The 19122-nt window shown below is 71.7% G+C and carries 19 protein-coding genes; 8 read left to right on the forward strand and 11 right to left on the reverse strand.

What is annotated here, in order from left to right:
• Positions 1 to 57 precede the first annotated feature (57 nt).
• Both OG598_RS16975 and OG598_RS16980 read left to right on the forward strand, forming a co-directional pair.
• Complete coding sequence (locus OG598_RS16975) at positions 58 to 507, forward strand: hypothetical protein (RefSeq protein ID WP_328650078.1); 450 nt, start codon at positions 58 to 60, stop codon at positions 505 to 507.
• Positions 504 to 902: a hypothetical protein gene (locus tag OG598_RS16980; RefSeq protein ID WP_328650079.1), complete on the forward strand. Its 399-nt coding sequence runs from the start codon at positions 504 to 506 to the stop codon at positions 900 to 902. The genes OG598_RS16975 and OG598_RS16980 overlap by 4 nt, the downstream gene beginning before the upstream one ends.
• A 44-nt stretch (positions 903 to 946) precedes the next feature.
• Here the strand turns inward: OG598_RS16980 and OG598_RS16985 are convergent, their stop codons facing one another.
• Together OG598_RS16985 and OG598_RS16990 are read right to left on the reverse strand one after the other, a co-directional pair.
• Positions 947 to 3097 (reverse strand): hypothetical protein, encoded by a 2151-nt coding sequence (locus OG598_RS16985; RefSeq protein ID WP_328650080.1) that lies wholly within the window; start codon positions 3095 to 3097, stop codon positions 947 to 949.
• A gap of 9 nt (positions 3098 to 3106) precedes the next feature.
• On the reverse strand, positions 3107 to 4024 hold the full coding sequence (locus tag OG598_RS16990; protein WP_328650081.1) for an SDR family NAD(P)-dependent oxidoreductase: 918 nt from the start codon (positions 4022 to 4024) through the stop codon (positions 3107 to 3109).
• A gap of 130 nt (positions 4025 to 4154) precedes the next feature.
• On the opposite strand from OG598_RS16990, the gene OG598_RS16995 reads away from it, so the two are divergent.
• Complete coding sequence (locus OG598_RS16995) at positions 4155 to 4976, forward strand: helix-turn-helix transcriptional regulator (RefSeq protein ID WP_328650082.1); 822 nt, start codon at positions 4155 to 4157, stop codon at positions 4974 to 4976.
• 25 nt (positions 4977 to 5001) lie between these two features.
• Here the strand turns inward: OG598_RS16995 and OG598_RS17000 are convergent, their stop codons facing one another.
• The 3 genes from OG598_RS17000 to OG598_RS17010 form a co-directional block, all read right to left on the reverse strand.
• On the reverse strand, positions 5002 to 5769 hold the full coding sequence (locus tag OG598_RS17000) for a TetR/AcrR family transcriptional regulator (protein WP_328650083.1): 768 nt from the start codon (positions 5767 to 5769) through the stop codon (positions 5002 to 5004).
• 78 nt (positions 5770 to 5847) lie between these two features.
• Positions 5848 to 7482 carry an MFS transporter gene (locus OG598_RS17005; protein WP_328650084.1) on the reverse strand — a complete coding sequence of 545 codons (1635 nt, stop codon included), beginning with the start codon at positions 7480 to 7482 and terminating at the stop codon, positions 5848 to 5850.
• Complete coding sequence (locus OG598_RS17010; protein WP_328650085.1) at positions 7476 to 8171, reverse strand: SDR family NAD(P)-dependent oxidoreductase; 696 nt, start codon at positions 8169 to 8171, stop codon at positions 7476 to 7478. The genes OG598_RS17005 and OG598_RS17010 overlap by 7 nt, the downstream gene beginning before the upstream one ends.
• A gap of 162 nt (positions 8172 to 8333) precedes the next feature.
• Between OG598_RS17010 and OG598_RS17015 the strand changes: the two genes are divergently transcribed.
• The 4 genes from OG598_RS17015 (at position 8334) to OG598_RS17030 (ending at position 12222) form a co-directional block, all read left to right on the forward strand.
• The gene (locus OG598_RS17015) at positions 8334 to 9626 is read left to right on the forward strand and encodes a sensor histidine kinase (protein WP_328650086.1); all 1293 of its coding nucleotides are present in this window, start codon (positions 8334 to 8336) and stop codon (positions 9624 to 9626) included.
• Positions 9614 to 10279, forward strand: a complete 666-nt coding sequence (locus tag OG598_RS17020; RefSeq protein ID WP_328650087.1) for a response regulator transcription factor — start codon at positions 9614 to 9616, stop codon at positions 10277 to 10279. The genes OG598_RS17015 and OG598_RS17020 overlap by 13 nt, the downstream gene beginning before the upstream one ends.
• Positions 10280 to 10373: 94 nt before the next feature.
• Positions 10374 to 11435 (forward strand): Gfo/Idh/MocA family oxidoreductase, encoded by a 1062-nt coding sequence (locus OG598_RS17025; protein ID WP_328650088.1) that lies wholly within the window; start codon positions 10374 to 10376, stop codon positions 11433 to 11435.
• A gap of 238 nt (positions 11436 to 11673) precedes the next feature.
• A complete protein-coding gene (locus OG598_RS17030) occupies positions 11674 to 12222 on the forward strand; it encodes a DUF1062 domain-containing protein (RefSeq protein WP_328650089.1) in 549 nt (182 codons plus the stop codon).
• A gap of 161 nt (positions 12223 to 12383) precedes the next feature.
• On the opposite strand, the gene OG598_RS17035 is transcribed toward OG598_RS17030, so the two are convergent.
• The 4 genes from OG598_RS17035 to OG598_RS17050 form a co-directional block, all read right to left on the reverse strand.
• Positions 12384 to 12542, reverse strand: coding sequence for a hypothetical protein (locus tag OG598_RS17035; RefSeq protein WP_328650090.1), 159 nt, complete (start codon positions 12540 to 12542; stop codon positions 12384 to 12386).
• A gap of 89 nt (positions 12543 to 12631) precedes the next feature.
• Complete coding sequence (locus OG598_RS17040) at positions 12632 to 12856, reverse strand: winged helix-turn-helix domain-containing protein (RefSeq protein ID WP_328650091.1); 225 nt, start codon at positions 12854 to 12856, stop codon at positions 12632 to 12634.
• 547 nt (positions 12857 to 13403) lie between these two features.
• Positions 13404 to 13625 (reverse strand): hypothetical protein, encoded by a 222-nt coding sequence (locus tag OG598_RS17045; protein ID WP_030335934.1) that lies wholly within the window; start codon positions 13623 to 13625, stop codon positions 13404 to 13406.
• Between the two features lie 292 nt (positions 13626 to 13917).
• Positions 13918 to 15012 carry an NYN domain-containing protein gene (locus OG598_RS17050; RefSeq protein WP_328650092.1) on the reverse strand — a complete coding sequence of 365 codons (1095 nt, stop codon included), beginning with the start codon at positions 15010 to 15012 and terminating at the stop codon, positions 13918 to 13920.
• Between the two features lie 219 nt (positions 15013 to 15231).
• Between OG598_RS17050 and OG598_RS17055 the strand changes: the two genes are divergently transcribed.
• The gene (locus tag OG598_RS17055) at positions 15232 to 17265 is read left to right on the forward strand and encodes a glycosyl hydrolase family 28-related protein (RefSeq protein WP_328650093.1); all 2034 of its coding nucleotides are present in this window, start codon (positions 15232 to 15234) and stop codon (positions 17263 to 17265) included.
• A 43-nt stretch (positions 17266 to 17308) separates the two neighbouring features.
• Here the strand turns inward: OG598_RS17055 and OG598_RS17060 are convergent, their stop codons facing one another.
• Together OG598_RS17060 and OG598_RS17065 are read right to left on the reverse strand one after the other, a co-directional pair.
• Positions 17309 to 17944: a CG0192-related protein gene (locus tag OG598_RS17060; protein ID WP_328650094.1), complete on the reverse strand. Its 636-nt coding sequence runs from the start codon at positions 17942 to 17944 to the stop codon at positions 17309 to 17311.
• Positions 17945 to 17957: 13 nt separating this feature from the next.
• A complete protein-coding gene (locus OG598_RS17065) occupies positions 17958 to 19055 on the reverse strand; it encodes a cellulose binding domain-containing protein (protein ID WP_328650095.1) in 1098 nt (365 codons plus the stop codon).
• Positions 19056 to 19122: the final 67 nt, after the last annotated feature.

Below are 19122 nucleotides of genomic sequence, written 5' to 3' on the forward strand. Positions count from 1 at the left end.
AAACGGCACAGGTCCACCGGGCGCTGCCGGACGCCGGTCCTCGACCAAGGAGTTGCCGTGGGAAACCTACGTATCCGATCCCGCCACCAGCCGTACGAGATCGCTGTCCTGGCCGCCGCACCGCTCTGCGGCATTCTCATGATGGCCCTCAACGTTCGGCCGACGTCCGTACAGACGTCGATGCCGCATCCCATCCAGATCGCCTGGGAGCTGGGGCTGATCGCGGTGGGCGTGGGTGGACTACTGGGCATCCTCTGGCCCGGCCGGCTCTCCACCGGGCTCGGCCTCGAACTCGCGTCGGTACTGGTGCTCGGCACGATCACCGGCATGTACGCGGTGGCCCTGTTGGTCATGACGGGTCGAAATTCCATCGTCGCCACGTCGTTCGTGATAGCGGTGACTGTCGGGTCGCTCTGGCGGGCCGCGCAGATCGCCATCGACCTGCGTCGTCTGGCCCGGGCGTGCGAATTTGTGACCTACGAACAGTTGCAGGCAGGTGTCACGTGATTACCGCACCCGCACCGGCTGCACCGCACTGGGTGCAGGTGGCGCTCAGCGTGCTCGGCATCCTCGGCGGAGGCACCGGCCTGGCCGCCATCGCCACCGTCGTGGTGCAGCGCGGCAAGTTCAAGGCCGATGCCGCCGACACGCTCACCGAGGCCGCCCTCACGCTCGTGCAGCCGTTGCAGACGCGGATCACCCAGTTGGAGGGCGAGGCGTTCAGCGCCCGGTCCGAGCTGGGCATGCTCCGCGAGCAGGTCAACCAGTTGCAGTTCGTGGTCCGGGTGCTCACCCGGACGCTGGACCGCTGGCGCGCCGCGATCCGTGCCCCCGACGCCACGCTGCGCAAGGTCCGAGCGGCGGTGGCGGAGTCCGACCGGATTCCCGGGTTGGACCGTTGACCGCGGTGGTGTCCGCGCGCCGCCCGGCCCCGCGGCCGGCAGGCTCAGCCAGCACCACGAAGACGTTCGGAGAGTTCGCGCACCGCCGCCCGGAACTCCGGGTCGGCCTCGCCCGGATGGTGCCCCCGTAGCGGCGGCGCAGACCGCTCCCCCGGCGCAGGCAGCAGGTCCGGTGGGTCCCGCAACCGCCGGTCGACCTGGCCCGCCGGATCGGTCGGATCCGGGGGTGGATCGCCGGGGCGGTGTGCCGCGAAGATCCAGCCGCCGACCGGGTCGGTGTCCCGCCAGAGGTTGAGCCACCGCCACTCGACCCGCTCCCCCACCTCACGCAGCACCTCCTCGTTGAGGTAGGCCGGGTAGAGCCGGGCGTACAGGCGGTCCAGCGGTGACCCGTAGGTGAGCAGCGCGACCCGTTGACGTACGCGCGGGGGCAGCCGCAGCACCGCGAGAGCGAGCAGCGCGGACCCGTGGCTGTGCCCGCAGAGCAACACACCGACGTGCCGATCGGCCAGTTGGCTGATCCGGTCGGCCAGTTCCGGCACCGCGCGGTCGGCGTAGCTCGGCGGTGCGAACGGGTGCGCGGCCCGGGGCCAGAAGGTGCCCAGGTCCCACAGGATGCCGACGTGCCGGCGGAACCACGCGGTCCGATAGGCGAACACGCCGCCGGTGACCAGCGTCAGCAGCAACGCGGCGAGGAGAAAGCTGCCCCCGCTGAGTCCCATCTGAACGGCGCCGGCCGGCAGCCCGAGCAGTTGCCGGGTCAACTCCTCCGGTTCACGCCCGGTACGCCCCACCAGACTCGTGGCCAGTCCGACCACCGCGAGCGCCGCGTACGTGGCGGCCAGCAGACCCAACCACTCGGTGAACCGCGCCCGGGCGACGGCCTTCGTCGCCAGCCGCAGCCGACCGACCGCCTCCGGCGGCACGACCGGGAAGTCACTGGTGGTGATCGCCGCCGCCGCACGCCGCCGGCGCCGCCGCGACACGACCATCAACGCGCCACACAGCAGCACCGCCGCGACCACGTGCAGGAAGAAGGCCAGCAGCGTCCAGCGGTACGGCGACGGCGGCCCACCGTCACCGGGGTAGCCACCGAGCAGCTCCCCCGTCTGGTAGACGAGGCCGGCGGAGAGCGCGCCGGTCAGGCCGACCGCGAGCGCGGCGAGGACCGCCGCGCCCAGGCCACCCGGCAGCGCGGACCGGCCGCCCACCCGACCGCGCTGCCACAGCACCACCCCGCTGAGCAGCACCAGCAACGCCATCTGGCCGAACAGCGCCACACCCGCGATCCCGTCGTAGCCGGGAAGCCCGGTCGCCGACGACCAGTCGCGCCGGTCGGTCCACACTGTGGCGAGGGTCGCTACGCTCAGGACGGCCGCCACCACTCCCGTCGCGCGGGCGGTCCAGGTGGCCGTTCGCGCGGTCGCCGCCCGGTCGATCATCCCTGGAGCGGCGAGCAGACCGAAGCAGGTCAGCAACACCGCCGCGCTGAGCGTCAGCAGCAGCGTCGTGGAGAACGTCGCGCCGTCGGCGCGACGGGCCGTGAGCAGCACGACATCGAGTGCGGCGAGGGCGGCGGCCACGTGGATCGCGCGCAGCCGGTGCACCAGCGGCTCCACGGCCCACAGCGGGTTGTCAGCCGGGCCGGAGCGACGGGTGCCGAGGAGCCGCAGGACCGCGATGGCGGCGATCGGCAGGAGCGCCAGCACGGCCAGCCGCTGCCCGACGTGCCGGCCGTCGAGCCCGGCCATGCTGTCGAAGGGCGGACGGCAGCGGGCCGCACCGAGACACTGCCAGGCGAGCAGGTCGAGGGCCACTCCGGCGATGGACACCACGTACAGCACTGTGAGGTTGAGCGCGAGGAGCCGACACAGCACGCTGACCGCGGCGGCGCGTCGGCGGCCGGTGGGACGCATCCACACCGCCAGGTTGCTGAGCATGAACGGCAGCAGGAAGACCATGGCGAGGGTCCGGCCGACGGTGCCCGAGGGCAGGTCCCCCCAGCGGTACGCCTCCAGCGTCACCCCGTCCGGGGCGACGCCGTCCGACCGGGCGGCGCGGTGGAAGCCCCCGCTGCCGTCGCCGGCGACCTGCCGGACCTGCGGCTGGTCGAGGATGACAGACGGGTCCGCCCCGGACACGCCGTGCACCCGCAACTCCACCACGTCGTGTCGTCGCGGTTGGTCGCCGGCCATCGCCACCCTTCAGGCGATCAGGCCGGACGCCACGGCCCAGAGCCGCTCGGCGTTGCCCGGGTCGACCGCGTACGCGGCCACGCCGCTGTAGTCGGCGGGCCGCTCGGTGACGATCGGGGCCTCGGCGCAGTCCTCGAAGTAGCGACCGCCGACGCCGTCGAGCAACGGGGATGCCGCGAGCAGCACCGAGGTCGCGGCACCCTGTTGCGGGGTCTTGTGCATCTCCTTGGGCGACTTGAGGCCACCGGTGTGCTTCTGCAACCCGGTGGCGATCGCGCCCGGGTTCAGCGCGTTGGAGTAGATCCCCTCGTCGGCCCACCGGCGGGTGGCTTCCACGGCGAGCAGGGCCTCGGCGCTCTTGGACTGCCCGTAGGCCAGCAGCGGGTCGTACGGCCGGAACGCGAAGTGCAGGTCGTCGAAGATCACCGGGGAGAAGAGGTTGCCGCTGGAGCTGACCGACACCACCCGGGCGCCGCCGGCCGCGGCGAGGGCGTCGTGCAGGCCGACGGTCAACGCGAAGTGCCCCATGAAGTTGGTGGCGAATTGCATCTCCCAGCCCTCGGCGGTGCGCTCCAGCTCGGGCAGCGCCATGATCCCCGCGTTGTTGACAAGGATGTGCAGCGGCTGGTCCCAGCCGGCGACGAACTGGCGTACCGACGTCTGGTCGGCCAGGTCCAGCGCGCGGACGGTGACCCGCTCCGCGCCGATGCTGGCCGCGATATCGGCGGCGGCCTGCTCGCCCGCCGCGACCCGGCGGACCCCGAGCACGACCTCGGCGCCGGCGGCGGCGAGCGAACGGGCCGTCTCGATGCCGATACCGGCGGCGCCCCCGGTGACGACGGCCCGCTTGCCGCTCAGGTCCACCCCGGCGATGACCTCGTCGGCGGTCGAGGCGAAACCGAAGGGGGTCGTGATGCGCTCTGTCATTGCTGTCCCGTCTCTCGATCACGCTTACTCCGACACTGTCACCCCAGTGGCAGGCGCTAGCCGGTTCCCTGTTTTTCCTGGTAGTGGCAGGACCAGGCTGGGCGGTCGGTGCGGCTCCTACGATGGGCGGGTGAGCGCGGCCGGCCCGCTGGGCGAATACCTGCGTGCCCGGCGCGAGCTGATCGGGCCGGGCGACGTCGGCCTGCCCGCGCACGGCCGTCGGCGGGTGCCCGGCCTGCGGCGCGAGGAGGCGGCACTGCTCGCCGGCATCAGCGCCGACTACTACCTGCGGCTGGAGCAGGGGCGTGACCGGCACCCGTCGACGCAGGTGGTCGAGGCGCTGGCCCGCGCGTTGAGGCTGGACGCGGACGCCGCGGCGCACCTGCACGGCCTGGCCCGGCCGGTGCCTCCCCGCCGGGCGGCACGCCCCTCGGAGCGGGTGCCGGTGGGCATCCGGCAGTTGGTCGGTTCGTGGGCCGAGACGCCCGCCTTCGTGCACGGTCGACACCTGGACGTGCTGTTCGCCAACCCCGCCGCGACCGCGCTGGCGCCGATCTTCACCGCCGGTGTGAACCTGCTGCGCGCGGTCTTCCTGGACCCGAGCGTGCCGGCGCTCTACCCGGCCCTGACGGCGGTCGCGGCCAACGCAGTGGCTGGTCTACGCGCACAGGTAGGCCCCGAGGTGGACGACCCCCGCCTCATCGAGCTGGTGGAGGAGCTGACGGCCGGCAGCGAGCGGTTTCGGCGGTTGTGGGCCCGGCACGACGTCACGGCCCGTGCGGGCGGCGGGGTGCGGGTGTTCCAGCACCCGGAGCTGGGCGAGTTGGCGCTGCGCTACGAGAAGCTCACGATCAGCGGCACCACCCAGTCGCTCGTGGTCTACCACGCCGAGCCGGGCAGCCCGTCGGCGCGCTCGCTGACCCGGCTGGCTCGCCGGGCGGCACCGCCCTAGCGTCGCCGTCCCCGAAGCCGGCCGGCTATCGGTTGGCCGCCCGCTCGGCGACCACCACCGAGATCCCGTCGAGGACGCGTTGCAGACCGAACTCGAACGCGTACTCCGGGCCGTACGCGGCGCCGTGCTGCTGGCCCGCCGCGGTGCCGACCCGGGACGCGGTCGGGTAGGCGCCGGGCTTCAGGAAGGTCTCCAGCCAGGGCGCGTGCGACTGCCACCACTGACCGTCGGTCATGCCGGTCTCGCGCTCCAGGTCGACCACCTCGGAGGCGGCCCGGGCGGCGCTCTTCACGTGACCCAGCACGAGGGTGAGCACCGCGTCGATCTCGACGTCGGTGAGCCCGATGTCGACGATCGCGCCCAGCTCGTAGTCGTACTTGGCCATCAGGTGCGGGCCGAGCACCGGTCGGGTCGTCTCGGCCCGCAGCATCCAGGGATGCCGCTGGTAGAGCGCCAGATTGTCGCGGGCGATCCGTTCCAGCCGGGTCCGCCAGTCGCCCTCGACGGTGGGGCGCGGCATCTCGCCGTACGCGGTGTCGATCATGACGGCGACGAGTTCGGCCTTGCCCGGCACGTAGGTGTAGACCGACATCGTGCCGACCCCCAGCGCCACACCGACCCGGCGCATGGTCAGCGCGTCGAGACCTTCGGCGTCGGCGATGTCGATCGCGACCCGGACGATCCGGTCGACGCTGAGCGCCGGACCGGCGCTGCGGCTGGTCGGCTCCCGGGTGCGCCAGAGAAGGGCCAGGCTGCGGGCCGGGTCCGCGGTCGCCTTGCGCTCACTCGCCATGGTGCGGCCATCCTAACAACGCGGCCGTACGCCGTACGACCGCGTCGGCCTGCTCCCGGGTGCGGCGGTGCGTGTAGGTCAGAGCGCCTCACGGTCGTCGGACAGCGTCGGACCGGCGGCGGCGGGCACCAGGTGTCGGACCTCCGGCTCCCCGTCGGTCAGCTCCCGGGCCCGTTGCTCGGCCGCGCGGTCCTCACCGGTCAACCGGCCACCGTGCTGACGCAGGTGCTCGTCCCAGGACGGCACCAGATACACCTCGACGAACCGGTCCACCGTCTCGGCCGGGCGGAACAGCCCCCAACGCATCGCGCCGGTCCGCTGCCGCGCGCCACGCACCAGGTCCATCGCCGCCAGGAACCGTTGGGTCCGCTCCGGCCGGACCGTGTACTGCACTGTCACCAGCACCGGTCCCACCCCCGGGTCCGGCTCGTGCGCCAGGTGCAGTTGCGGCCAGTAGGCCGCCGGTTCCCGGTCCACCGACCGCAGGTCCGGCAACGGCCAGATCCGACTCGTCAGGGTGCCGAGAAGCATCAGCGCCGCCGCCGCCAGGTACGCGAGGAGCAGCCCGGCCATCTCGGCCACCAAACCCCACAACAGCGCGCCGGCGGCCTGCCCACCGGCGAAGCACACCTGGTAGACGGCCAGGCCCCGGGCCCGCACCCAACTGGGCAGGAAGAGCTGCATCTCGGCGTTGACGTTGGCCAGCACCGTCACCCAGGCCATCCCGGCGGGCAGCAGGGCCAGCAGCACCAGCGGCACCACCCGCACGGTGCCGACCACTGTCAGCGCCACTGTGAACAACGCACCGGCGATCAGCAGCAACTGGTTGGCCGACAGCCGGGTGCGGATCACGGCCAGCAGCACGCCACCCGCGATGGCGCCCACGCCGAGGGCGGCCAACAGCAACCCGTACCCGCCGGAGCCCAGCCCCAGCCGCCGACTCGCCACCAACGGCAGCAACGCCCACAGCGCGCTGGCCGGGACCACGAAGACCAGCGCCCGACGCAACAGCCGGCGTACGGTCGGCGAGTGGCGTACGTAGCGGCTGCCGGCGCGCAACGCGGCGGTGAACCGCTCGGGCACCTCGACCGCGCGGGCGTTACCGGGCCGCCAGCGCCACAGCGCGTACGCGAAGATCCCGAAGGCGACCGCGTTGATGCCGAAGACCGGGGCGACACCGGTACGGGCGATCAGCACGCCGGCCACCGCGGGCCCGACCGCCCTCGCCACGTTCACGCTTATCGAACCGAGAGCGGACGCCGAGCGCAGTTGGTCCTGCGGCACCAACTCCGGGATCACCGCCGCCCAGGCCGGCAGGGTCAGCGCCTGCCCGACCCCGAACGCGAAGGTGAGGGTGAGCAGCAGAGCCGGCGGCATCCGGCCGGCCAGGGTGAGCAGCGTCAACGCCACCGCCACCGCCACCAGGAACAGCTGCACGGCGATCAGCAGGTGCCGGCGGTCGAAGCTGTCGGCCAGCACCCCGGCGGGCAACGCCAGCAGCAGCACCGGCAGCAGACTGGCGGTCTGCACCAACGCGACAAGGGTGGAGGCGTTGGAGTGGTTGATCAGCAGCCACTGCGCGCCGACGGTCTGCATCCAGGTGCCGATGTTGGCGGCGAGCAGGGCCAGCCACAGGTTGCGGTAGACCGCGGTCCGCAGCGGCGCCCAGGCCGAGGCCGGACGGTCGGCGGGTCCGGCTGCGGCCGTCACCACCGCCCGTCCGCGCGCAGCACGCGCTCACCGGAGACGTAGAGGTCGTCGGGTTCGAGCAGCAGCAACCGGACGACCTCGGTGGCGACCTGTTCGGGCATGGCGTACACCTCGTCGAGGAACTCGGCGCCCACCCGTTCCTGTAGCCGCGTCGGCATCGGCCCGGGATGCAGCTGCATCACCTTGACCCGGTTGCTGTGCTGGGCCTCGGCCAGCGAGTCGACCAGGCTGTTGCCGTAGCTCTTGGTGGCCCGGTAGACGGGGATGCCGGGCCGGGGGGCTGCCAGCGCCAGTGCGCCGATGTAGACGACGTTGCCGTGGCCCTGGCGGTGCAGGTGCTGCACCGCCTCCCGCAGCAGGTAGGTGATGCCCAGAACGTTGATCTCCACGGCGCGGCGGATGTGCTCGACAGACAGGTCCCCCAGGTCGCCGCCCGCCCACATGGAGGCGCAGGCCGCCACCCCGTCGATGGTGCCGTAGCGCTCGACCACAGCGGCGAACCCGTCGCGGACCTGCTCGTAGGAGGAGATGTCGCAGACGGCGCCGTCGCAACCCAGCTCGTCGGTAGCGGCGGCGACCTCGTCCGGCACGTTGCCGAACACCACCACCTGATGCTCGTCGACGAGCAGTCGGGCCACCGCGAGGCCGAGACCGCTGGTCCCGCCGACCACCACGAAGGTTCTGGCACCCATGTCTCTCCAGCCGCCGCCAGCACAGGTCACGCGGACCGCGTGACGGCGCGTTCTTCCCGTTTCCGGACTCCGCACACCCGTTCGCCGGTAGTGCTGGGCATACCCCGAAGAGTGGATCTGGACGGCTGGGGCACCCGGTCGCTCCCGATTAGCGTCTGCTGCATGACCACGGAACACCCTTCGCACCTGGCCGAGGCGCTACGCCGCCGCCGCTGGCTGATCTCCGCGTGGCCCTGGCGCGCGCTGGCCTACCTGGTGACCACGGTGCCGATCGCCGGCGTGCTCGGCGTCGGGTTGCTCGTCATCGGCGCGCCCCTGCTGGCCGCCGCCAACGGGCTCCGCCAGCACGGCCGACCGCCGAGCATCGCGCTGATGCTGTTCCTGGCGACCGGCAGCCTCACCCTGTTGGCGTTGGCCCCGCTGGTGAGCTTCCCGGTGGCCGCCGTCGAGCGGTGGCGGGTCGGGCTCGTCGACGGTCGTCCGCTGGCCTCCTCGCCGTGGCCGGGCCTGGTCGCCCGCTACCGCAGCGCCGCGACCTGGCGGGAGGTGGCGTACCTGTTCTGGCTGGGCGGGTTCGCTCCGGTCGCCTACTGGGTGTTCCTGGTGCTGGTGCTGCTGGACCTCGGAATGATCTCCAGCCCCTGGCTGGCCGGCGACGCCAACCAGCCGGTGGTGATCTGGCAGCCGATCGACAGCACCGGCGAAGCCATCCCGTACGCGATAGTCGGGGTGCTGCTGATCCCGGTTCTCTGGTACGCCGTCGGTCTGCTCGCCGCCGTCCAGGCAGCAGTGGCCCGGTGGTTGCTGGCCCACCCGGTGGACGCGGCGGCGCTGCGCGAGGTCACCCGCTCCCGCACCCGACTGGTCGGCGCGTACGAGGCCGAACGCCGCCGCATCGAGCGCGACCTGCACGACGGCGCACAGCCCCGGCTCACCAGCCTCACCCTCCAGCTGGGGCTGGCCCGGCTGGACGTACCCGAGGACTCCCCCGCCTCCCGACCACTCGCCGTGGCGCACGACCAGGCCCGGGGTCTGATGGTGATGCTGCGGCAGTTGGTGCACGGCATCCGCCCGCAGAGCCTCACCGACCTCGGCCTGGCCGGCGCCGTACGCGAGCTGGCCGACGCCGCCACCATCCCGGTGGCCGTGCACGCCGACCTGCACGACGAGCTGCCGGAGATCGTGGAGACCACCGCCTACTTCGTGGTCTCCGAGGCGTTGGGCAACGTGGCCCGGCACGCCCGGGCGACCCGCGCGGACGTACGCCTCACCCGGGCCGGCGGTGATCTCGTCGTCGAGGTGACCGACGACGGTCACGGCGGCGCCGACCCGGCCCGGGGCACCGGCCTGACCGGGCTCGCCGACCGGGTCGCCGCCGTGGACGGGCGGCTGCTGCTGTCCAGCCCGCCCGGCGGACCTACAGTGGTTCGGGTGGAGCTGCCATGTCGTCGGTGACCCGGGTGGTGCTCGCCGAGGACGAGGTGCTGCTGCGGGAGGGTCTGGTCGCGCTGCTGACCCGCTTCGACTTCACCGTGTGCGCGGCCGTCGGCACCGCACCGGACCTGCTGGCGGCGGCCCGCGATCACCAACCGGACCTGGTGCTGACCGACATCCGGATGCCGCCGGGCCGCCGCGACGACGGGTTGCGCGCGGCCGTCGCGCTGCGCACCGAGCGACCTGACCTCCCGGTCGTGGTGCTCAGCCAGTACGTGCAGACCGGGTACGCGGCGGCGCTGCTGGACAGCGGTGACGGGCAACGCGTCGGCTACCTGCTCAAGGACCGGGTCGCCGAGGTCACCGAGTTCGTCGACACGCTGCGCCGGGTCGCCGGCGGCGGCACCGCCATCGACCCGGACGTGGTCCGGCAACTGCTGCACCGCCCCCGCGACCCGCTCGCCGCACTGTCCGCCCGGGAACGCGAGGTGTTGACGCTGCTCGCCGAGGGACGGTCCAACGCGTCGATCGCCGGCCGGCTGCACGTCAGCGAGGCGGCGGTCGGCAAGCACGTCGGCAACATCCTGCTGAAGCTCGACCTGCCCCCCAGCGACGACACCAATCGTCGGGTGCTCGCGGTCCTCACCTACCTGCGCGCCGACCCGGTGAGCTGACGGGCCGAGGTCGGGGCCGACCGCCACCGGCGTAGATTCTTCTCAGCGGTACCGCGCCAGGTCAGGGCGCGGACCAGGGAGACGGGGGCACGGCATGGCGAAGGCGCTGCGGGTTGGTCTGCTGGGGTACGGGCTGGCGGGCCGGGTGTTCCACGCACCGCTGATCGCCGCGACTTCCGGGCTGCGGCTCGACGCCATCGTGACCCGTGATCCGCAGCGACGCGAGCAGGCGCGACAGCACTTCCCGGACGCCCGCCTGGTCGACGACGCCGACGAGCTGTGGCGTACCCCGGACGCCCTGGACCTGGTCGTGGTGGCGACGCCGAACCGGCAGCACGTGCCGATGGCGCGCGCGGCGCTGGCCGCCGGTCTGCCGGTCGTCGTCGACAAGCCCCTGTCCCCGACCTCCGCGGAGGGCCGCGTGCTTGTCGACGAGGCGACCGAGCGTGGGGTGCCGCTGACGGTCTTCCAGAACCGGCGCTGGGACGGCGACTTCCTGACCGTCCGCCGCCTGGTCGAGCAGGGCGAGTTGGGGCAGGTGCTGCGCTTCGAGTCCCGGTTCGAGCGGTTCCGTCCGACGATCAAGCCGGGCTGGCGGGAGCTCGCCGGTCCGGAGGAGGCCGGCGGTGCCCTCTTCGACCTCGGCGCCCACCTCGTCGACCAGGCGGTGCAGCTGTTCGGCAGTGTCGACCGGGTCTACGCGGAGGTGGACCGTCGCCGCGCGGGCGCGGCCGTCGACGACGACGCCTTCGTGGCGTTGACCCACGCCAACGGGGTCCACTCGCACCTGTGGATGGGCGCGGTGACCGCTCAACTCGGGCCGCGCCTGCGGGTGCTGGGCGACCGGGCCGGCTACACCAGCTACGGGCTGGACGTGCAGGAGGCGGCGCTGCACGACGGTGGCCGACCGGACCAGCCGGGCTGGGGCGAGGTCCCGTCGGACCGCTACGGCCTGCTCGGCGTCGACGGTGACCTGCGGCCGGTGCCGACCGAACCGGGCGCGTACCAGAGCTTCTACGCCCAGGTGGCGGCCGCGCTGCGCGACGGCGGGCCGATGCCGGTGGACCCGCGGGACTCCGTCCACACTGTCGAGTTGATCGAGCTGGCCCACCGGTCGGCGGCCGAGGGCGTGGTGCTGCCGGTTCCGACCGCCTGACCGGGCCGGACACCCGACCGGTCGGTACCTCCCGCCAGCCGGGCTCCTGACGCGTACGCGAAAACCAGTGGAGCGGCGCCGCCGTGCGCCGTTACCGTGCTGCGCAACCAGGTCGTCTAGGCAAGGACGTGCCGTTGTACACCCTGTGAGACCTCCCGAGAGCTGATCTGTCGCGCGTCGCGCAGTTGCGCCGCGCTCCTTTTTGCTGCGGACTTCTCACTGAAACCGGTGTACTTCTGTGCTCAAAAATTGGGCCGTCGTGCCCACCTGCCTGCCCATCGTTCGCCGCCGTTGCCACGCGTGCGCGTCCCAACGCCTTCGGGCGAGCGGCAAGTTCCGGGTCAACGCCAACCACAAGATCCTCGACGTCTGGCTTCTCGCGCTCTGCACCGTCTGCGCGGAGACGGCGAAGCTCACCGTCCTGGAGCGGATGACGGTGCGCTCCATCCCACCCGAACTGCTGGACCGGCTCCATGCCAACGACCCCGGCCTGACCGCTGAACTGCTTCAGGATCCGGCCGTCCAGCACCGAAACCGATTCGTCCTGGACTGGGACAACGCCTGGCGTCTCGACACCGGCGGATCGGAGTATCTGGACCTCGACGTGATCGACGTCGCGGTCCGCAACGCGGCGCGGATCCCGGTCCGGCCGACCCGACTGATCGCTGAGGGTTGCGGTCTGTCGCGGGGCGAGGTCGACCGACTGATAGCGGAGGGGAAGGTCGTTTCGGCGTTCCGGTTGAGCGGCAAGCTCTCCGGGGACTTCACCTTCACGCTGAAGCGCTGACCGCGATCGGGGCCTGTCCGGCAGAACGCCGGGCGGGCCCCGTTGGCGGTGGTTCGGGCGGCCAGCACACTGATCGACTCGGTTTCCGTGAAAGCGCGGGGTTGGACCGCCTCCAACACCGCAATTTCACGGAAGTCGAGTCGATCACGGTTCCGGTCGCCTCAGTCGGCGTCCTGCTCAGAGCGAGCGTCGTCCGGCGCGCGGGCGTCGTCGTCGGTGAGCGCGTCGTCCGACGTCTTGGGCAGGTTGGCAAGCCGACGCTCGGCCTCCCGGGCCTCATCGTCGATCCTGGGACTCTCCTCGTCAGAGCCCTGCGACATGGGCGACCTCCATTTGGGCGCGACCAGCAAACCTGCGTATACCCGACCTGAGGGCGGAGACACGGAGCTCTGCCCACCGCCTCTTGAGATCAGATGTCCTCGGCGACCCATAGGCCGCGGCCCTGGAGACCCACCACCAGGCCGCGTGTCTGAAGAACGATGATCGCTCGCTGGATCGTGGTCACACTGACGTCATAGAGGTTCGATAGTTCGCTGTAGGTGGGCAGACGCTCCCCTGCCGCATACTCGCCGCTCTTGATCCGAGCGGCAAGGTCCTCGGCCACCTCGCGGTATCCGCCGGTAGGTATGGGCATGTGAAGGTTCCTTCGTTCGGCACCTCCCATCGGATCACGCCGCCCACAAGCCTTCAAGACCAACATTGCCTTAGGTACTAAAGGTCTCTAAGGTTGAACGCACGGTGGTCGGTTCCTTCGTTCGGCAAACGGCGGACCGGACCAACGATCCCGCCCAGGGGCGACGGCGAACAGGTCGACCCTGGGCGGGCCTGATCGCGTCTCGCGAAAGGCGTACCAATCATGCCGATCGACGAACCCGTGTCCAAGGCGACCGAGTTGTTCACGGCCGAACGTGTATTGGATACCCACTGGACTCGGGCAGTCGAGAGGCCATGGCGAGCTGGCGGCTGCCTTGAGTGCCAAGGTCGCGACAACTGCTCGCAACTAGATTGGGCGTTGGCGCTTCTGGCGGACGTTGCTTCCGTCATGCTTCAGAAGCGGTGACGTGCGAGTTGAACGTGAATCGCTGAGCGCTTTCGGTGGACCGACGTACCGAGCGCCGGGCCGGTCGGCGGGCGCGCCGGGCTGGAGCCCGGGAGCGTTGCCGACCCGGCCCGGTGCCGGATCAGCGCTGCTTTAGCTCGCGCCAGGATGGGTGGGTGCCGCGCCAGGCGTCGGCGAGGATGGCCGCCGAGGCCCGGCTTGGGCACTGCTGCACCCGCTCACGACCCGACGCCCCACCGATCTGGGCGCGGACCTCCCAACCCTGCCCGTCAGTACGGATGTACACGTCCCTGCGCCCGCGCGGGGTCGTGTCTCCGTTCCACCAGTGCTCCTCCACCTTCATTCGCCGACCGTATAGCAATTCCCGCGCCGAGGGTACGGCGCAGGTATGCCCGGACCGGGGCAAGGGCGACAATCCAGGCGCATTTCGGGCCAACCGTTGACGGTTCGAAACCATAACGGGCCGTTCTCCCCCTCCTGACTTGCGAATCAGGAACCCCGCCCCACTCTGCCCCCTCCCCGCAACTCCCACCCCCAGCCCTTGTTGATCAAGAGCTTTGCGTCACGAACCGCGTTCCCCGTGACGCAAACCTCTTGATCAACGCCTGCGGGAGACAGGCGGCGGGGCGGGGCGGTCAGGTTTGGGTTGTCAGGAGGTAGTCGTCGGCTTCGGGGCTCCAGCGCAGGTCCAGGACGCCGGCGGTGGCGGCGGCCTTGCAGAACTGGAGGAAGCTGCGGTAGCCGAGCTTCTTCTCGCTGAAGTCGGGGCGGGCCCGGCGTACCTGGTTCTTCAACCCGGACAACGCCACCGGGTTGCCGCCGCTACCGAGGTCCGCCACGACGCCTCGGAGCAGGCCGAACGCCACCTCCCGATCGCCGTGCTCGGGCAGTGAGACCTCGGGGTCGCCCTTCGCCGGGCCCTCGGCCAGCTCGATCACGTTGCGCTCAGCGAGGTGGCGCAGCAGTTCGCCGAAGGTACGGAAGCCGTAGTCGGACTCGCTGAAGGTGGGGTCCTTGCGCAGCAGGGTGCGCTTGAGCCGGGAGGCGGTGACCTCACCGTTGGCGCTGCCCTGCAACCCGGCGACCGACTGGGCGACGAGCACGGCGAGGGCGTCCACGTCGCGGCCGGGCTCCTCCCCCGCCGGCCGACGGTCCACCTCCGGCTCGTGCTCCCGCTCCGGCTCGGATGGGCGTTGCTCCGCGCCGGCCTGCCGGGTGGCGGGACGAGCGCGCCGACCACGGGCCGGAGGGATGTCCACGCCCTCGAGGCGGTCGTAGTACAGGAACTCGTCGCACGCCGGGGGAAGCAGCCCCGAGGTGGACCCCTCGACCCCGACGCCGATGACCCGCTTGTTCAGCTCGCGCAGCTTGTGCACCAGCGGGGTGAAGTCGCTGTCACCACTACAGATCACGAAAGTGGAGATGTAGTCGCGTTCGAACGCCAACTCGATCGCGTCGACGGCCATCTTGATGTCAGCGGCGTTCTTACGGGACGCGCCCATCCGCTGTGGAATCTCGATCAGCTCGACGTGGGACCGGGTGAGCATCCGGCGGTCCTCGTCGAAGTAGGACCAGTCGGCGTACGCCCGGCGGACCACCACCCGACCTCGTTCGGCCAGCGCGTCGGCGATGGGCCGGAAGTCGAAGGCCGCGCCGCCGCGATGGTCGCGTGCGCCCAACGCGAGGTTCTCGTAGTCGAGGAAGAGGGCAATCCGGTCTTCTTGATCCACGCGGATCAGCCTACGCCGGGCATGAGCTGGTCGGGGCGGGCGACGCGCGACACCTCAACTCGACGACCGTCCATTTCTTGCGGCCTGGTAGTCGTTTATTTTCGTTGTTCGATAGGCGTCTTGCAGTGCCCTGTCTGGTGCTGCATCATGACGATCAATGTCGGGCGTCGGGGGAACGCCGGGCGGACCTCCACCACCACCCACCCAGGAGGGTCACCGATGTTTCGCAGCCTCACGCCGGCGCGGGGACGCCCCGGCCGGCCCAGCGGCACCGTCGCGCTCGCGGCCGGTCTCGCCGTGCTGGTCGCCGGGCCCACCGCGGCCGCCGCCAGTCCACCCGGGTCCGCCGGCGCGCAGCCCGTGGTCACCCGGGCCGCCCTCGATCCGGCGCTGGTCGCCGGACGCGGCGCGGACGTCGACTTCCTCGAACAGGAAGCGGAGAACGCCCGCACCAACGGCGAGATCATCGGACCCGACCGGTCCGCCTACACGCTGCCCGCGGAGGCTTCCGGCCGCCGGGCGGTCCGGCTCACCCCCGGCGAGTACGTGGAGTTCGTCCTGCCCAGCGCGGCGAACGGGATCACCGTTCGGTACAGCATCCCGGACGCGCCGCAGGGCGGTGGGATCACCGCGCCGCTGCGGGTCGCTGTCAACGGCAAGCACCTGCGCACCATGACGCTCACATCGCAGTACTCGTGGCTCTACAACCAGTACCCGTTCACCAACGACCCACAGGCCGGGCTGCTGCACCCGGACTGGTGGATCACCGAGTGCCAGTGCGTGCCGTCGGCCACCACGCCGTACCCGAGCATCGACAAGCCGTTCCGGCCCACCCACTTCTACGACGAGCAGCGGCTGCTGCTCGGGCGCACCTACCGAGCCGGCGACAAGGTCCGGCTCACCGCGCCGCCCGGTAGCGCCGCCGCCTGGACCGTCATCGACCTGCTCGACTCCGAGTTGGTGGCGCCGCCGCACGTCCGGCTGCTCGCCGCGAACGTGCTCGCCTTCGGCGCCGACCCCACCGGCCGGCGGGATTCCGCCGACGCGCTGGACCGGGCCATCGCCTTCGCTCGGCGCGCCCACCTCAAGGTGTACGTCCCGCCGGGCACCTACCAGGTCAACCGGCACATCATCGTCGACGACGTGACCATCGAGGGCGCCGGCAACTGGTACACCACGATCAAGGGCCGCGAGGTCGCCCTGCCGACTCCCGCGCCGGACGGCTCGGTGCACACCGGAGTCGGGTTCTACGGTCGGGACGCCGCCGACGGCGGCAGCCGCAACGTGCACCTCTCCGGCTTCACCATCGAGGGCGACGTGCGGGAGCGCATCGACACCGACCAGGTAAACGCGATCGGCGGGGCGATGAGCGACTCCACCATCGACGGGCTCTACCTGCACCACACCAAGGCCGGCCTGTGGTTCGACGGCCCGATGCGCAACGTGCGGGTCACCAACAACATCATCGTCGACCAGATCGCCGACGCGCTCAACTTCCACACCGGCGTGACCGACTCCCTGGTTGCGCACAACTTCGTCCGCAACACCGGCGACGACGGCCTGGCGATGTGGTCGGAGAAGACGGCCAACGCGCGGAACACGTTCGACCACAACACGGTGCAGTCACCGACCCTGGCCAACGGCATCGCCATCTACGGCGGCACCGACACCACCGTCTCGCACAACCTGGTCGCCGACCCGGTACGCGAGGGCAGCGGCCTGCATGCCGGGGCCCGCTTCGGCGCGGAGCCGTTCACCGGGCACCTGCGGTTCACCAACAACACCACCGCCCGCGCCGGCACGTACGAGCTGAACTGGAACATCGGGCTCGGCGCGATCTGGGTCTTCGCCCTGGATCGCAGCATCGAGGCGCCCATCGAGGTGACCGGTGACGCGTACCTGGACAACACGTACAACGCGATCATGCTGGTCAGCGACTGGCCGGTGAAGGATCTCTACTCGATCTCCGATGCGCGGTTCCGGGACGTCCGGGTCGACGGCACCGGCACCTCGGTGGTCAGCGCCCGCGCCGCCGGGTCCGCCTCGTTCGCCAACGTGGACGCCCGCAACGTCGGGGCGGTCGGCGTCAACAACTGCGGATCGTTCCACTTCACCCCGGCCGGTTCCGAGTTCACGCTGACCGACCTCGGCGGCAACGACGGCGGCTGGCTCGCGCCGTGGCTGCTGCCCAACACCATCACCTGCGACGACCGGCCACCCGTGTCGCCGCCCCCGCCTCCGGCGCAGTGGTGACAGCGGTGGGCGGCCCGAGCGATCGGGCCGCCCACCGCACAGATCAGCGCGTCCTGACGTACGCCAGCGGCACTGTCGTGGACTGACCGTCCCATCTGCCGCTCAGCATGCCGCCGGCCGGCCCGTCGGCCCCGGCCCCCGGCCGGCGCACGACCACCAGCTCGACGGTGTCGGTGTGGATGAACGTGCGGTCCTCGTCGACCACCCGCCGCACCGCGCCGACGGCCGGCAGCTGGGCGTCGGCGGCGCCGTCGACGACGACCGTCACGGTCGGCTCACGCACCTCGCGCCGGCCGTCGACCTCGAAGTACTGCTCCGCCTGGCCGCTGCCGGTGAGGATCGCGTGGGCGAGGGCGGCCGCGTACACCGGGTCGACGCAGCCGTCGTACACCCAGCGCCGGCCGAGCACCGAATGCTCGGTGGTGCCGACCAGCCACCCGTCCGCACCGTCGAGGGGCGCGGCGCGGTAGGTGAGCGGAACATGGTGGACCGGCCCGTCCGCGGCCCCGACCAGCATCGTCTCGATGCCGACCTCGCCGGCCGGGTCGTCGAAGCGGTAGGCGCCCCGGCTCACCACCTCGACGACGGTCGGTCCCGCGAACCACTGTCGGTCGGGCAGCCAGGCCGTCAGCAGGTCCAGTTTCGTGGGGTGCAGGGTCGCCCTGTGCAGCAGTGCCATGACGGCAGCCTAGTCAGAGGCCCGCGCACCGTTGCCCGCCGATCGTGCAGCTCTCCGGTTCCCGGGCGTTCGGCCGGCTGTCGCGGACGTCGAAGCTGATCGTCTGGGATCCCCCGGCCGCCACCGCGGCTCCGGTGAAGGTGATCGCCTGTCCGTCCTGTCGCCAGTTCGCGCCGTCGACGTCGTCGACTGTGGTGCCTTCGGCGAGGGTGACCACCACTGCCCAGTCCGCCACCGGTGCGCCGCCGGGGTTGCGGACCACGATCTCGCCGGTGTAGCCGAACAGTCGGTCGGAGTCGGTCTCGTAGCGGGCCGTGACGGGCGCCGGTGGTGGAGGTGGAGGTGGCGCAGCCGACGCGGGTGTCCGCGAGGGCTTCGCCGACGGGGTCCGGCTCGGCGACGTGGTCGCCGAAGCGGTGGCCCGGGAGGGGCGCGCCGAGGGGGTCGCCGTGGGTGCGACGGTCACTGTGCCGGCCGTCACGGTAGGCGACGCGGTCGCGGTCGGTGCCGGCGCGGCGGCCGGCTTCGAGTCGGGCGGCAACGTCACCCAGGCCGTCGTCCCCGCCACCAGCACGACACCCGCGACCACGGCGACCAGCGTGCGACGCCGACGAGGATTGCGGCCGGCCCTGCCGCGTACGCCGATCAGCGGCAGTTCCGCTGTCATCCCACCGTCGGCCCGGCGCAGGTCGACCTGCTGGAAGGCGAGCCAGTCGAGGATGGCCGGCAGCCGTACCGTCAGCGCCTGCCGGAGCTGTTGCTCGCGCGGCTCGTGCTGCTCGGCGGACCACGCGCCGTGCGTGCTGACCTCCCGTAGCTCCAGCCGGCAGCCCTGCTTCGTGGTCGTGACCGTGCAGGTCAGCTCGCTGAGCCGGCCGGCCTCGTCGCAGGCGAGCACGAGCAGGTCCGGCTCCTGCCGCTCGGTCACCTCGACCTCGACGTTGGCCTCGAAGCCGGGCAGACCGGCGGTGTGCAGCAGCATCCGGTCCGGTACGCCCTCGACCATCTCGGCCTCGGCGAACCACCGGCCGAGCAACTCCCGATCGGTCAGGGCGCGCCAGACCCGCTCAGCCGGGTGGGACAGCTCGACCTGCGCACCGATCTCGATCACGGCGAGACTCTAACGGGTTGGCCCGCCCGGCCTGTCCCGCCCGCCCGAGCCGGCTGCCGGCGTCCTG

This window comes from Micromonospora sp. NBC_00330, assembly GCF_036136635.1.
GTDB lineage: Bacteria > Actinomycetota > Actinomycetes > Mycobacteriales > Micromonosporaceae > Micromonospora > Micromonospora salmantinae.

Excerpts from the sequence above, each read along its gene's own strand:
- OG598_RS17040 (WP_328650091.1), bottom strand. The coding sequence starts at position 12,856 with ATGCCCATACCTACCGGCGGATACCGCGAGGTGGCCGAGGACCTTGCC.
- OG598_RS17055 (WP_328650093.1), top strand. The coding sequence starts at position 15,232 with ATGTTTCGCAGCCTCACGCCGGCGCGGGGACGCCCCGGCCGGCCCAGC.
- OG598_RS17015 (WP_328650086.1), top strand. The coding sequence starts at position 8,334 with ATGACCACGGAACACCCTTCGCACCTGGCCGAGGCGCTACGCCGCCGC.
- OG598_RS17060 (WP_328650094.1), bottom strand. The coding sequence starts at position 17,944 with ATGGCACTGCTGCACAGGGCGACCCTGCACCCCACGAAACTGGACCTG.
- OG598_RS17020 (WP_328650087.1), top strand. The coding sequence starts at position 9,614 with ATGTCGTCGGTGACCCGGGTGGTGCTCGCCGAGGACGAGGTGCTGCTG.
- OG598_RS16985 (WP_328650080.1), bottom strand. The coding sequence starts at position 3,097 with ATGGCCGGCGACCAACCGCGACGACACGACGTGGTGGAGTTGCGGGTG.
- OG598_RS17045 (WP_030335934.1), bottom strand. The coding sequence starts at position 13,625 with ATGAAGGTGGAGGAGCACTGGTGGAACGGAGACACGACCCCGCGCGGG.
- OG598_RS16990 (WP_328650081.1), bottom strand. The coding sequence starts at position 4,024 with ATGACAGAGCGCATCACGACCCCCTTCGGTTTCGCCTCGACCGCCGAC.
- OG598_RS17025 (WP_328650088.1), top strand. The coding sequence starts at position 10,374 with ATGGCGAAGGCGCTGCGGGTTGGTCTGCTGGGGTACGGGCTGGCGGGC.
- OG598_RS17035 (WP_328650090.1), bottom strand. The coding sequence starts at position 12,542 with ATGTCGCAGGGCTCTGACGAGGAGAGTCCCAGGATCGACGATGAGGCC.
- OG598_RS17000 (WP_328650083.1), bottom strand. The coding sequence starts at position 5,769 with ATGGCGAGTGAGCGCAAGGCGACCGCGGACCCGGCCCGCAGCCTGGCC.
- OG598_RS17010 (WP_328650085.1), bottom strand. The coding sequence starts at position 8,171 with ATGGGTGCCAGAACCTTCGTGGTGGTCGGCGGGACCAGCGGTCTCGGC.